At 62.2% G+C, this 13,213-nt stretch carries 13 protein-coding genes and 1 pseudogene; 5 read left to right on the top strand and 9 right to left on the bottom strand.

The features are described from left to right. Positions 1 to 82 precede the first annotated feature (82 nt). From JN403_RS16385 to JN403_RS16420, 8 genes are all read right to left on the bottom strand, one after another. Positions 83 to 874, bottom strand: coding sequence for an amino acid ABC transporter ATP-binding protein (locus JN403_RS16385; RefSeq protein WP_205483247.1), 792 nt, complete (start codon positions 872 to 874; stop codon positions 83 to 85). Further along, on the bottom strand, positions 867 to 1,517 hold the full coding sequence (gene ehuD / locus JN403_RS16390) for an ectoine/hydroxyectoine ABC transporter permease subunit EhuD (protein WP_205483250.1): 651 nt from the start codon (positions 1,515 to 1,517) through the stop codon (positions 867 to 869). The genes JN403_RS16385 and ehuD overlap by 8 nt, the downstream gene beginning before the upstream one ends. Then, a complete protein-coding gene (gene ehuC, locus JN403_RS16395; RefSeq protein ID WP_205483252.1) occupies positions 1,514 to 2,194 on the bottom strand; it encodes an ectoine/hydroxyectoine ABC transporter permease subunit EhuC in 681 nt (226 codons plus the stop codon). The genes ehuD and ehuC overlap by 4 nt, the downstream gene beginning before the upstream one ends. Before the next feature lie 323 nt (positions 2,195 to 2,517). Further along, complete coding sequence (gene ehuB, locus JN403_RS16400; protein WP_205483254.1) at positions 2,518 to 3,390, bottom strand: ectoine/hydroxyectoine ABC transporter substrate-binding protein EhuB; 873 nt, start codon at positions 3,388 to 3,390, stop codon at positions 2,518 to 2,520. A 63-nt stretch (positions 3,391 to 3,453) separates the two neighbouring features. Then, positions 3,454 to 4,359: an aliphatic sulfonate ABC transporter substrate-binding protein gene (locus JN403_RS16405; protein ID WP_240357002.1), complete on the bottom strand. Its 906-nt coding sequence runs from the start codon at positions 4,357 to 4,359 to the stop codon at positions 3,454 to 3,456. 250 nt (positions 4,360 to 4,609) lie between these two features. Next, positions 4,610 to 5,131 (bottom strand): peptide-methionine (S)-S-oxide reductase MsrA, encoded by a 522-nt coding sequence (gene msrA / locus JN403_RS16410; RefSeq protein WP_205483256.1) that lies wholly within the window; start codon positions 5,129 to 5,131, stop codon positions 4,610 to 4,612. Positions 5,132 to 5,248: 117 nt separating this feature from the next. Next, positions 5,249 to 6,223, bottom strand: coding sequence for a GlxA family transcriptional regulator (locus tag JN403_RS16415; RefSeq protein ID WP_205483257.1), 975 nt, complete (start codon positions 6,221 to 6,223; stop codon positions 5,249 to 5,251). Positions 6,224 to 6,423: 200 nt separating this feature from the next. Then, positions 6,424 to 7,092, bottom strand: a complete 669-nt coding sequence (locus JN403_RS16420; protein ID WP_205483258.1) for an ATP-binding protein — start codon at positions 7,090 to 7,092, stop codon at positions 6,424 to 6,426. An 857-nt stretch (positions 7,093 to 7,949) separates the two neighbouring features. Between JN403_RS16420 and JN403_RS16425 the strand changes: the two genes are divergently transcribed. Genes JN403_RS16425 through JN403_RS16440 form a run of 4 tightly spaced genes read left to right on the top strand, consistent with a single transcriptional unit; the run spans position 7,950 to position 10,858 of the window. Continuing rightward, complete coding sequence (locus JN403_RS16425; RefSeq protein WP_205483259.1) at positions 7,950 to 8,615, top strand: amino acid ABC transporter permease; 666 nt, start codon at positions 7,950 to 7,952, stop codon at positions 8,613 to 8,615. Continuing rightward, positions 8,596 to 9,255 (top strand): amino acid ABC transporter permease, encoded by a 660-nt coding sequence (locus JN403_RS16430; protein ID WP_205483260.1) that lies wholly within the window; start codon positions 8,596 to 8,598, stop codon positions 9,253 to 9,255. Before JN403_RS16425 ends, JN403_RS16430 begins: the two co-directional genes overlap by 20 nt. After that, the gene (locus tag JN403_RS16435; RefSeq protein ID WP_205483261.1) at positions 9,252 to 10,013 is read left to right on the top strand and encodes an amino acid ABC transporter ATP-binding protein; all 762 of its coding nucleotides are present in this window, start codon (positions 9,252 to 9,254) and stop codon (positions 10,011 to 10,013) included. The genes JN403_RS16430 and JN403_RS16435 overlap by 4 nt, the downstream gene beginning before the upstream one ends. After that, entirely contained in the window at positions 10,007 to 10,858 is an 852-nt protein-coding gene (locus JN403_RS16440) for a transporter substrate-binding domain-containing protein (RefSeq protein WP_205487429.1), read from the top strand. Before JN403_RS16435 ends, JN403_RS16440 begins: the two co-directional genes overlap by 7 nt. Positions 10,859 to 11,066: 208 nt before the next feature. Here JN403_RS16440 and JN403_RS16445 read toward each other — a convergent pair whose 3' ends face one another. Beyond that, complete coding sequence (locus JN403_RS16445) at positions 11,067 to 11,378, bottom strand: cupin domain-containing protein (RefSeq protein WP_172612315.1); 312 nt, start codon at positions 11,376 to 11,378, stop codon at positions 11,067 to 11,069. A 306-nt stretch (positions 11,379 to 11,684) separates the two neighbouring features. On the opposite strand from JN403_RS16445, the pseudogene JN403_RS16450 reads away from it, so the two are divergent. Beyond that, positions 11,685 to 12,814: pseudogene (locus JN403_RS16450) on the top strand (alkene reductase). Positions 12,815 to 13,213 lie beyond the last annotated feature (399 nt).

Here is a 13,213-nt window from a genome sequence, read left to right on the forward strand (position 1 = left end):
GCTGTGGGTATGTAGCTTGGATGTGTCGGAGGTCGGCGAGTTCGGGTTTTTTCGACCGCGCGCGAACCCGATCCTGACCCGGTCAACGTTGCTCCACCAGATTGAGAAAGCGTCGCGTGCGCTCGTTGTGCGGATCGACCAGCACTTCGTTCGGCGAGCCGTCGGCGACGATGCGGCCGGCCTCCATGAACAGCACGCGATCGGCAATGTCCTGGGCAAACTTCATTTCGTGGGTCACTAGCAGCATGGTCATCTGCTGCTCGTGGGCGATGGCGCGAATCACCGCCAACACTTCACCGACCAGCTCCGGATCAAGCGCCGAGGTGACTTCGTCGAACAGCATCACCTGGGGCCGCATGGCCAGCGCCCGGGCGATCGCCACGCGCTGTTGCTGGCCGCCGGAAAGCTGCGCGGGATAGGCATCGGCCTTGTGACTCAACCCGACCAGCCCGAGGTATTGATGGGCGCGCTCCAGGGCCTCTTCGCGGCTCAGCTTGAGCACTTGAAGGGGCGCCTCGGTGACGTTCTCCTGCACGGTCAGGTGCGGGAACAGATTGAACTGCTGAAACACCATGCCGACGCGGTGCACCACCGGTGGCTTTTTCGCGCCCGGCCAGTGCCAGCCGCCGGACTTGGCGGGCACCGGCGCGCCGGCCACCTCGATGCTGCCGTGCTGATAGGCCTCAAGGCCCTTGATCAGGCGCAACACCGTGGATTTGCCCGAACCGCTGGGGCCGATCAGGGCAACTTTCTGGCCGGCGGGAATGCTCAGGTCAAGATGATCAATGACCCGGGTTGCGCCGAAGTTTTTCACCACTTGCTTGAGGATGATCTGCGGCGAAGCGCCGGGCAGAGCGTGTGCGAGATCAGACATGGCTGCGCCTCTCGAAATATTTGAACAGCAGGGAGGTCGGCACACTGATCGCCAGGAACATCAGTGCCATCACCGTGTAGGGCTCGTTGTAGCGGTAGGTCATGCCGGCGATCTGTTTCGCCGCCTGGAACAGCTCGGGAATGGTGATCACCGCCAGCAGCGGGGTTTCCTTGAACATGCCGATCAGGTAATTGCCGAGTACCGGCAGCATCGGCTTGAGGGCCTGGGGCAGGACGATCCGCCGCCATGTGGTGGCGCCGTCGAAATCCAGAGCCCTGGCCGCTTCCCATTGACCGGCCGGCACGCCTTCGATGGCGCCGCGAAAGGCTTCGGCAATGTAGGCGGCGTAATACAGCCCGAGGCCGATGACCCCAGTGGAAATCGCCGGCAGGGTGAGGCCGGCCAGGGGCAGGGCGAAGAACACCACGTACAGCTGAACCATCAGCGGAGTGTGTCGAAAGAAGCTCAGGTAGCCGGCGCTCAGTCTTTGCACCAACGGGTTTTGAGATCGCTGAGCAATGGCCAGCAGCAGACCGAGCAACACCGCCAGCAGGAAGCCGAGAATCACCACTTGCAGCGTCACCAGCAGGCCCTGAAGCAGATCGGGGACGATGGACCAGGCGAAGGCGTAATCGAAATTCATCGCGCCACCCCGCGACGCCAGTGAGTGACCCGCCGCTCATAGCGTTTGACCAGCCAGCTGAGCGGCCAGGCCATGACGAAATAACACACCAGGACGATGCTCCAGATCAGCGTTTGCTGGCCCAGGGTGGTGATCAACTGGCCACCGGAAAAGGTCAGGTCGCTGAGGGTGATCAATGACACCAGTGAGGTGGTCTTCAGCAATTCGACCAGTTGGTTGCCCATCGGCGGCAGCATGAACGGCAGCGCTTGGGGCAGGATGATTCGGCGAAACGCGGTCATCGCGTCGAAGTCCAGGGCCTTGATCGCGTCGCGCTGGCCTCGGGCGACATTGCTCAGGGCGGAGCGGACGATTTCCGAACCGTAGGCCGAGAAGGTCAGGCCCAGGCCGAGAATCCCGGTGGTCATCGGCGCCAGGGTGATACCGAACAGGGGCAGGATGAAGAACAGGTAAAACAGCAGCACCAGGGCGGAGATGCCACGCAGGATCTCGACGTAGACCGTCGCGATCCAGCGCAACGCGCGCCACGGCGACAGGCGCATCAGCGCGATGACAAACGACATCACCACCACGACGACCTGGGCGAAGAAGGTGATTTCAAGGGTGACCAGTGCGCCGTTGGCCAGTTGGCGGGCGATGAAGCGCGCGGTGTCCAGGGTGGAAGCATCAAAAAGCATGGGCCGTACTCGTATGGGTTGGGGCCTTGATATTGAGGGGGCGAAAATTGGCAGCGTCAGGTGCTTGCGGTCCTGCGGAATGCGCGCGGTCTGAAGGACCGGCTTCAGCCGGGAAGAGGCCCGTGCAGGCGCCATCAATTTTGCGGTGTGCTCACCGACGCCTTCCCGGCTGAAGCCGGTCCCACTGAATGCACTCGATCCCACAGTAGGACTGGCTTTAGCCGGGAAGAGGCCCGTGCTGGCGCCCTCCATTTTGCCGTGTGCCCACCGACGCCTTCCCGGCTAAAGCCGGTCCTACAATGGCAACGGCATCGGCATCGGCATCAGCGATTGCAGCGCTGCTCGGCGGTCACGTCTGCGGGTGGCAGTTCGTTTTCGGTGTAGCCGTATTTCTGCAGGATCTTCAGCAGGTCGCCGGAAGCGCGCAGTTTCGCCAGTTGCTCGTTGAACGCCTGGATAAACGCCGGATCGTTTTTCGGCAGGCCGTAGGCGTGGTAATTCCAGGTCGGCTTACCGTCGGCATCCGGGATCTGCTCGAACGGCAGCGCCCGTTCAACCGGCGTGCCTTCGGCTTTTTTCAGCAGGCCGATGATTTCGGCATCCGGGAAGTACACCACGTCGACGCGGTCGGCCTGCAGCGCGGCGAGGGCTTCGGTGTCCTTGTCGAAGAGCACGACGTTGCCATTGCTGATGCCGCTGTCCTTGGCTTCCTGCACCTGATTGCTGCCTGGCTGGGTCGCCAGGCGCGCCTTGCCGTTGGCCGCGACGTCCTTGAGGCTGTGCAGCTTCAGCGGGTTGCCGGCCTTGACCAGAAACGCGCCGCCGGAACGGGTGACCGGGTTCGAATAGCCAATGACTTTGCAGCGCGCCGGATTGATGAACAGGCCGGCACCGATCAGATCGAAACGACCTGCCGCGAGACCCGGCACCAGCGAGCCGAACTCGGTGATGGGCAGTTCAACCTTGGTGACGCCCAGCGGTTCGAGAATGGCCCGGAGGATCTCGACGTTGGCGCCGACGATTTTCCCGTCGGTGCCCACGTACGCATAGGGTTGCTCATTGGCGATGCCGGCGGTCAGGCCCTGGCTGCGGCCCTTTTCCAGCAGACCGGCAACGGCAGGGAACGAAAACACGGCATTCAGCAGCAGGGCGGAGCCGAGTGCGGCAGACAGCGACAGCGGTTTTAAGCCTTTCATCAAGTGCGCTCAAGAGTGGGAATGAAGGTCAGGTGCAGCAGTTGGTTACGCCAGGTGCTCCGTTCATGGCGTCCAGATGTCCACGTCCTTGGCATCCACAGCAGTGGGCAATAGCCCGGCCTTGAAAAAGGCGTCGGCGATCTTCTGTTGCTCGCCCAGTTGGTCTGCCTTCACCGGCTTGACCTGATAACTGCGATGGGCGTTGGCGGCCTCGACGGTGTCCACGTCCAGATTGCCCCACAACGGGCCGAGCACTTGCGCCGCCTCACGGGGGTGGCTTTTGACCCAGCCGCCGGCCTGTTGCAACTGTTCATAAACCCGCTTCAGTACCTCCGGATGAGCCTTGGCGTAGGCCGTGCTGGTCAGGTAATAGCGCTTGTAACTGGCCAGGCCGACGCCGTCAGTCAACGTGCGCGTCGGCAACTGGCGCTGCACGCTGGTGAGGAAGGGTTCCCACGCCACCCAGGCGTCGACCTTGCCATTCTCGAACGCCGCTCGGCCGTCTGCCGGGGACAGGTACGCCGGCTGGATATCGGAGAACGAAAGGCCGGCCTTGCTCAGCGCGGCGATCAACAGGTAATGGGTACCGGCCGCCTTGGTCACGGCGATCTTCTTGCCTCTCAAATCCGACAACTGGCGGATCGGCGAGTCATTGCGCACAACGATGGCCTGGGCGGCGGGCGAAGGCGACTCTTCAGCGAAATAGGTGAGCCTGGCCTTCGCGGCCTGGGCGAAGATTGGCACGGTGTCGGCGACGTCCGCGCTGATGTCGACGTTGCCGACATTGAGTGCTTCAAGCAGGGGCAGACCGCTGGGAAATTCATGCCAGGTGATGTCGATGTTGTCTTTGCCCAGCGCCTGCTCGAGAGTGCCCTGGGTCTTGAGCAGGGTGATCAGGGTGGAAGATTTCTGATAGCCGATTCGCACCGTTTCTCGCGCATTTGCCGACACCGCGAAACTACTCGCCATCGCAGCGAGCAGGCCGATCAGCCAGGCGTGTCGGACGAAAGTGCCTGCGGTTGTGCGTGGAAAGGGCATGGCGGGGCTCGTGGCGTGAGTGAAGCGCGGGAAGGCGCAAGCCACAAATCATAGAGTTCTAAAAAGAATTGGCTAAATATCGTTTGGTTATGAGGTTATGCACTCCGGCGTCACGTGGCAAAACCGGTGACCAGGACGGGGACCGCTCTGGCACGGCGGTCCCCGGTCTTGCGGCGCACAATCAGGCCGTGGTGGCCTTGTCGCGCACAGGCAATGTCCAGTTCGGTCGAATGAAGTGGCAGGTGTAGCCGTTGGGGATGCGTTCCAGGTAATCCTGATGCTCGGGCTCGGCTTCCCAGAACGGGCCGGCGGGGGCGATTTCGGTGACGACTTTGCCCGGCCACAGGCCCGACGCCTCCACATCGGCCACCGTGTCCAGTGCGACTGCCTTCTGCTCGTCGCTGAGGTAGAAAATCGCCGAGCGATAGCTCACGCCCTCGTCGTTGCCCTGTCGGTTCGGGGTCGACGGATCGTGAATCTGGAAGAAGAATTCAAGGATTTTGCGGTATGAAATCTGCTTGGGGTCGAAGACGATTTCAATGGCTTCGGCGTGGGTGCCGTGGTTGCGATAGGTGGCGTTGTCAACGTCGCCACCGGAGTAGCCGACGCGGGTCGACACGACGCCGGGGTAGCGGCGCAGCAAGTCCTGCATGCCCCAGAAGCAGCCTCCGGCGAGCAGCGCGGTTTCGGTGTGGGTGGTCATGGGCAAGTCCTTCCAGCGGTTAACGGTGTGTGTCAGGTACGCAGTGCAGTGTGCGTGTCTGCGAGCGCGCGGCGCAACGGCCGCCTTGAAGATCAGATGACTGACGCGCGCACTCGTTCAGTCGCCGCCGAACTGCTGACGGTATTGGCCGGGCGTCACGCCAATGCGCTCGCTGAACGCCTTGCGCATGTGCCGCGCGCTGCCAAAGCCGCAGCGACTGGCCACGACCTTGAGGGGCAGGTCGCTGCCTTCGAGCAGTTTGCGCGAGTGATCGATGCGCGCGTTGAGCAGAAATTGCATGGGCGTCAGGCTGACTTCGCGCTGGAACGCCCGGGCGAAATTGCGCGGGCTCATCGCTGCCAGGTCGGCCATGCGCTGCACGGTGTAGGCCTCATCAATGTGGTCGACGACGTAGGCCTGCACCCGGGCGATCGCGCTGTCATCCCGGGGTACTGCCGCCAACAACGGGCCGTAGGGTGTTTGACCGCCCTGACGCTTCATGACCACCAGCAGCACTTTGGCCACCTCCAGGGCGATCTCTTTGCCGTGGTCTTCCGCGACAATAGCCAGCGCCATGTCGATGCCCGCCGTAATACCACCGGACGTGATCAGGTTGCGGTCGACGACGTAGATCTGCTCGGTCTCGACGCGGGAGGCAGGGAAACGCCGAGCCAGGCGCTCGACGTAGTTCCAGTGGGTGGTGCAGCGGTAGCCGTCGAGCAGACCAGCGTCACCCAGCAGAAACGCGCCGGTGCAGATCGCCCCGAAACGCCGGGCGCCCTGGGCGGCGGCCGGTAGCCAGGCGGTGAGCTGAGGATGGCTGACGCCGTACGCACCTGGCCCGCCGGGGACCAGTAGCAGGTCAACGTCGGGGGGCAGATCGGCCAGCGCCACATCCGCCTGGACCTTGAGCCCGCAGGAGCTGCGGATGAGCAGCGGAGGTTCGGCCACCGTGATCAGTCGATACTGTTTTTCCGGCGCCAGCAGTCGATTGGAGATCGAAAAAACGTCCATGGGGCCGGTCACGTCGAGCATGAGCACGTCGTTGAACAGCACCACCGCCACCGTTTTCTGCCCTGAGATGTCGCGCATGCCTTGATTGCCTTTCTATTACCGCCACTGCCAGCGCAGGGCGACGAGCCTGAATCCAGGCGGCATTCTAGGGGATTGTGCGAATGAATGTGAATGATTGGCGTTTGGAAGCCAATTGGATGAGTTCGGCGGGTTTGTCGCGGTTGATTGAACCGGGCTTGATCAGAGGAATCGGGAGCGGCTGGCTTGATAACCGCCTTTCAGTAACAGCAGGTCGGTAACTGAAAGCGAATGCGTGCGCCACCGCTGGCCGACGCTTGTGCCCAGATGCGCCCGTGGTGCGCGTCGACCACCGAGCGGCAGATCGCCAGTCCGACGCCGAGGCCACTGGTCTTGGTGGTGTAGAACGCGCCGAAGATCTGCTCGCGACGGTCAGGCGGGATGCCCGGGCCGTTGTCCTCAACGCAGACTTCGACACCGTCGCCGAGGGAAAATGAATGGATGCGCAACACGGCGGCGTCACGGCCGGAGCCGGCCATGGCTTCCACGGCATTGGTGATGAGGTTGACCAGCAATTGCTGCAACTGCACGGCATCGGCGACGATGGATTGGTCGACGTATAGCCCGGTTTCGAGCCGTACCCGCTGGGCAGTCAACAGCGGCTGGGTTAGGCCGACGGCGTCGCGAATGACATCGTCAATTTTCAGGACGCGCAGCTGCAAGGGCGCCTGACGGGCCAGCGCGCCGAGGGCTTTGACGATGTTGGCGGCGCGTTCGCAGCCGGCGCGGATGTCCTTCAAGCCGGCGATGGCTTCGTCGACGTCCGGCACGTCGCGTTGCAGCCAACGCAGGCTGGCGGCGGCGTTGGCGGCGATGCCCAAAAGGGGCTGGCAGATTTCATGGGCGATGGAGGCGCTGAACTCGGCCATCTTTCGGACGTGGAGAGTGTGAGCATAGTCGCTTTGCGCGGCAGCAACCTGATCGCAGCCCCCTGGGCGGTGTGCTGTCGGGTGCGCCAGAGGGGGCAGGGAAGGGTGCCGAATCGCATCCGGCCAGTGCTGCTCCGCTGGCGGCGGGAAGCGCGTGTAAAGAGGAGATTGATGTTCGTCCAGCATCGTAGCCCCCGGCGGTCCGACGTCTTGTGCTTCGTCGCGCTTGAGTATACGCAGCGTGTCCGGCTTGAAACGCAGGCGAGGGCGGTTTGGCAGGAACAGGCACCCGGATGTCTGTCAGAGTCCCCACACGGGCTGAACGGAATGCCAGCCGCGCGTTCCACCGGCCCCGTTTCGCAGCACCGTATCAACAAGGTAAGACCGCGATCACCTGTGGGACCGTTTTTAGCCGGGAAGGCGTCGGCTATCACACCGCAGCATCAGTGGCGTACACAGATCGCGAAGCGGACTTCGGCAAAAAAGCCTGTCATGGCAAGGCCTTGGGTAAGCGCGGTGGCGGCCTGTGCTTAGGACCTGCAACCCTGTAAGCCGCTGACACTGTTGCCCCAGCAACAGCACTCCACCACTTTCCATGGAAAACAAACAGTTACGCCCCTTCACACCCCCGATTGCCCTGAAACCCCGGGACTTTCCGGCGTGGCATAAAGCCTGCAATGACCCGCAAACGAACCCGTGTCGACCCGCTTATGGCGTCACGTTTTGGCAGTCATTGGCAGGAGTAATTGTGTCTACAGCCCCATCATCAAACCCTCACAACCTTTCAGCGCCGGGACCGGCCGGCATCCATCGACGCCTCGATGGCGACAACCTCATCACCCAGGACCAGGGTTGATATGGCGTTCGATGTTGAATTTGTCGTGTCCACGCTGCCCGCGTTCGTCAGCGCCGTTGGAGTCACGTTGCAGGTCGGCTTCATCGCCATCGGCACGTCGCTGTGCGTGGCGCTGATCAATGCCGCGATTACTGCGTTCAGCGTGCCCATCCTGCGCCCACTGGTACGGGTGTACGTGGAGCTGGCGCGCAACACGCCGTTGCTGATCCAGCTGTTTTTCATCTACTTCGCGCTGCCGACCCTGGGGATCCGCATCTCCGGGTTTGCCTCGGCGATCATTGCCATGACTTTCATGGGCGGCGCTTACCTGACCGAGATCCTGCGCGCGGGCATCGACGCGGTGCCCAAATCGCAGATCGAATCGGGGCTGTCCATCGGCCTGTCGCGCTGGCAGTTACTGCGCCACGTCATTCTGCCCCAGGCCGGGATCCTCAGCCTGCCGGCGCTGTTCGCCAATTTCATCTTCCTGCTCAAGGAAACCACCGTGGTTTCGGCGGTGGCGGTGCCGGAAATTCTCTACACCACCAAGAGCTACATCGCGCTGTATTACAAAACCTACGAAATGCTCGCGGTGATGACCGGCCTCTGCGTGCTGCTGTTCGTGCCGCTGTCGCTGCTGCTGCGCCTGATTGAAAGGAGGCTCCAGCATGGCCAGTTCGGGTCTTGAATTGTTGTGGGTGTCGGCGCCGCAATTGGCCCAGGGCATCGGCCGCACGCTGGGCATTTCGCTGCTGGCGATCGCCTTCAGCAGTGTTGGCGGTGTGATCTATGGCGTGCTGCGCAACCTTGGCGTGCGCTGGATCGACGGGGTGCTGCTGGTCTACCTGGAACTGTTCAGGGCGATCCCGGTGCTGGTCTGGTTGTACCTGTTCTTCTTCGGTTTGCCGATTTTTCTTGGCTGGAGCATCCCGGGTTTCTGGTGCGCGGTGCTGGTGTTATCGCTGTGGGGCGCCAGTGAAACCGGCGAAGTGGTGCGTGGCGCACTGCGCTCGATTCCGAGGGGGCAGCGGGAAGCGGGTCTTGCGATTGGCCTGGGCCCGTTGCAGCTTTACGGCCGCGTGCTGCTGCCTCAGGCGCTGCGACGCATGACGCCGCCGCTGATCAACGTCTTCACCCGGCTGATCAAAACCAGTTCCCTGGCGGTGCTGATCGGCGTCGTTGACGTGATCAAGATCGGCCAGCAAATCATCGAACGAACCTATGAGTCGGTGCTGATCTACGGCTTCCTGTTCGTATTCTTCTTTCTTGCCTGTTATCCGCTGTCGGCCGCTTCGCGGGTGCTCGAGCGGCGTTGGAATCATTCATGAGCCCATTGATAGAACTGACCCGCTTCAGCAAAAACTTCGGTTCCGTGCCGGTGTTGCAAGACGTTGACCTGAGCGTTCGCGAAGGCGAAGTGGTGGTGATCCTCGGGCCCAGCGGCTGCGGCAAAAGCACCCTGCTGCGTTGCCTCAACGGTCTCGAACTGGGCCACGCCGGGCAGTATTGTTTCGCTGGTCAGAACCTGCCGGCCAATACCGATTGGCGTCAGGTGCGGCAACAGATCGGCATGGTGTTTCAGAGCTACCACCTGTTCCCGCACATGACCGTGCTGGAGAACATTTTGCTCGGGCCGCTGAGCGTGCAGAAGCGCACACGGGTCGACGCGCAGCAACAGGCCGAGACGCTGCTGAGCCGTGTCGGCCTGCTGGACAAGCGCGACACCTACCCGCGCGAGCTTTCCGGTGGCCAGCAGCAACGCATCGCCATCGTTCGCGCGCTGTGCATGAACCCCAGGGTCATGCTGTTCGACGAAGTCACGGCTGCGCTTGATCCGGAAATGGTCAAGGAAGTGCTGGAAGTCATCCTCGACCTGGCCCGCAGTGGCATGACTTTGTTGATCGTCACCCACGAAATGGCCTTCGCCCGCGCGGTGGCCGATCGAATCCTGTTCATGGACGGCGGCCGTATCGCCGAACAGAGCGACCCCGAATCCTTCTTCAGCGCCCCGCAGACCGCACGCGCGCAGCAGTTCCTGGAGAAATTCTCCTACGTAGAAAACATGCCAAAAAGGAAAGCATCGTGACCCTTAAATCTGCCTTTGTACTGCCACTGCTCGCCCTCGGATTGCTGGTGGGCACGGCTGCCGCCCATGCTGCCGACTCTGCCGCAGGGTCATTGGAAAAAATCAAGGCGCGCGACAAGTTGATTGTCGGCGTTTTCAGCGACAAACCACCTTTCGGCTTCGTCAACGAACAGGGCGACTACGTCGGCTTTGACACGGACTTGGGGCGGCGCTTCGCCAAGGACCTGCTCGGCGACGAGAAGAAGATCGAGTTTGTGGTGGTAGAGCCCGCCAGCCGGATTCCGTTTCTGCAGAGCGACAAGGTTGACCTGATCCTCGCCAACATGACGGTGACGCCGGAGCGGGCGCAAGTGGTCGATTTCACCCACCCCAACCTGCGCGTCGCGGTGCAGGCGCTGGTGCCGGACAGCAGCCCGGTGAAGACGCTGGACGATCTGGCCAGCAAAACCGTCATCGTCACCACCGGCACCACGGCGGATATCTGGCTGACCAAGAACCACCCCGACTGGAAGCTGCTCAAGTTCGAGAAGAATTCCGAGTCGCTGCAGGCGCTGGCCAACGGCCGAGGCGATGCTTATGCCCAGGATAACCTGGTGCTGTTCAGCTGGGCCAAGCAAAACCCGGGCTATCGCGTGCTGGCGCAGAAACTCGACGACGAAGCGCCGATCGCCCCGGCGGTGAAGAAGGGCAACACGGAACTGCGCGATTGGGTGAACACCGAACTGGCCAGCCTCGGTCAGCAGAAGTACCTGCTCACGCTCTACAACCAGTACGTGCGGGATCAACTGGCGGCGGACACCGAACCGTCGGCGGTGATCGTTGAAGGCGGGGCGTGGAAGCCCTGATTGATCGAGCTTGTGGCTGGTAGCCGGAAAGCGGTCATTTCGAACACCCTGGGTCTAGCGGTGTGGCCTCTGACGCTTTCCTGGCTAAAGCCAGTCCTACGGGAGTACGCGGTCCTGCTGGATGCATGCGTTGTTGTTGTAGGACCGGCTTCAGCCGGGAAGGGGCCCGTCCAAGTACCACCACTTTGCAGTGATCAGGCAGCTTGGCTCACACGCTGCCCTCGCTCTCGATCACCAGAACGCGCGCTTCACCCAGCGGGTGGGCAACGTGGGCCGTGCCGATGGAGGCGTAGAAAATATCCCCCGTTTGCAGCACGGTCCTTTGCTCGACGCCGTCCTGCTTGAAACGCATCTCCACTTGCCCGTCCAGCACCACAAATACTTCCTGACCGTCGTTGACGTGCCATTTGTAGGGCTGATCGGTCCAGTGCAGGCGCGTGGTGATGCCGTTCATGTTGGCGATGTCCAACGCGGCCCACGGGCGCTCACCGGTGAAGTCTTTGCTGCGGATGATGTTCATGGGGAGGTCCGTTCAAATGCGGATTGGCAGTCGATCAACCGCGATGTTGCGGTGTCGGGTTTCCAACGCTCAATGCGCAGAATCATAAGGCCGCGATGACAGGGTGCAACGGGTCGCCAGCGCAGTAGGGGCTAAAAGCGCAAGATTCTGCAAGTGGCGCTGTCTGCGGTCGATGTCCGGAATCATTGCGAATCTGACATTGCCGGGCGTGCGGGTGCACTTTAGACTCCCGGCCATCCACTAGACGACTGGTCTACGCAGGTCGGTCTGATCAGAACTTTCAACGACTTAACGGAGTATCACCCTATGGCCACGCAACCCTTGCTCACCCACGTTAACCTTGGTCGGCATGTGCTGAAAAACCGCATTGCCTTCCCGCCATTGACCCGCCAGAGAAGCCTGCAGCCGGGTGATATCGCTTCGGATCTCATGGCCACCTACTACCAGCAGCGTGCGTCCGCCGGTTTCATGATCACCGAAGGCACGCAGATCGAGCCGCGCGGCCAAGGCTATGCATGGACCCCGGGCATCTACAGCGCCGAGCAGGTCGAAGGCTGGCGCAAAGTGACCGACGCGGTGCACGCGGAAGAGGGCGTGATTTTCGCTCAGCTCTGGCATGTGGGCCGTGTGTCCCACCACGCGTTGCAGCCCAACGGCGAAGCGCCGGTTGCCCCTCGGCGATCCCGGCGGCCAACGCCAAGGCGTTCATCGAAACCGGGCCGGGCGCAGGGCAACTGGTGGTGCCGCCGACGCCTCGCGCGCTGACTGCCGAAGAAATCCGCGAGCTGGTGAAGCTGTACGCCCAGGCGGCGAAAAACGCCATCGAAGCGGGTTTTGACGGCGTGGAAATTCACGCGGCGAATGGTTACCTGGTCAACCAGTTCATCTCCGAACACGCCAACCACCGGGACGACGAATACGGCGGCTCGCTGGAAAACCGCCTGCGCTTCCTGCGCGAGATCGTCACTGCCGTCGCCGAAGCGGTAGGCGGGGACCGTCTGGGTGTGCGCTTTTCGCCACTGTTCGCCAGCACCGATGAAGAACGCGTCTACATCGGCCTGGTGGAAAGCGACCCGCACCACACCTACGTCGAAGCCATCAAGGTCCTGGAAAATGCAGGCGTCGCTTACGTCTCCATCGCCGAAGCCGACTGGGACAACGCCCCCGAACTGCCGGACACCTTCCGCAAAGCCATCCGCGAAGCCTTCACCGGCCGCATCATCTACGCCGGCCGCTACACCGCCGAACGTGGCAACCGCCTGATCGACGCCGGTCTGGCCGACCTCATCGCCTTCGGCCGCCCCTTCATCGCCAACCCCGACCTGCCGGCACGCATCGCCAACGGCTGGCCCCTCAACCCCGTTAACCCGGCCACGTTGTATGGCGGGACTGAAGTGGGCTATGTCGACTATCCGGTTTATCAGGCCGGCAAGTGAAGGCAGCGCCCCGCAGCTGACTGATGCGACGCAGAGCGTCGGAGGATGCGTTCCCACGCGGAGCGTGGGAACGATTAAATCGTCGGGATGGCTTCATCGAGCGAAATTGATGGTGCATGCACTGGCCTCTTCCCGGCTGAAGCCGGTCCCACTAAGAGCAGCGCGTGTATGCGGCGAAATTGGGAGTGATCCGGCTGGCCTCTTCCCGGCTGAAGCCGGTCCCACTACCAGCAGCGCGTGCATTCAGCAAAATTGGCGGTAATCCGGCCGGCCTCTTCCCGGCTAAAGCCAGTTCAGTGGGACCGGCTTTAGCCGAGAAGCTTTGATCTGCTTTTGATCTTCGTACACAAAAGAGCCCAGTCACCGCCAATCGCGACTTTGGTGCAGGCTGAACGCAGA

It is taken from the genome of Pseudomonas sp. 15A4 (assembly GCF_016925575.1).
Classification (GTDB): Bacteria; Pseudomonadota; Gammaproteobacteria; order Pseudomonadales; family Pseudomonadaceae; genus Aquipseudomonas.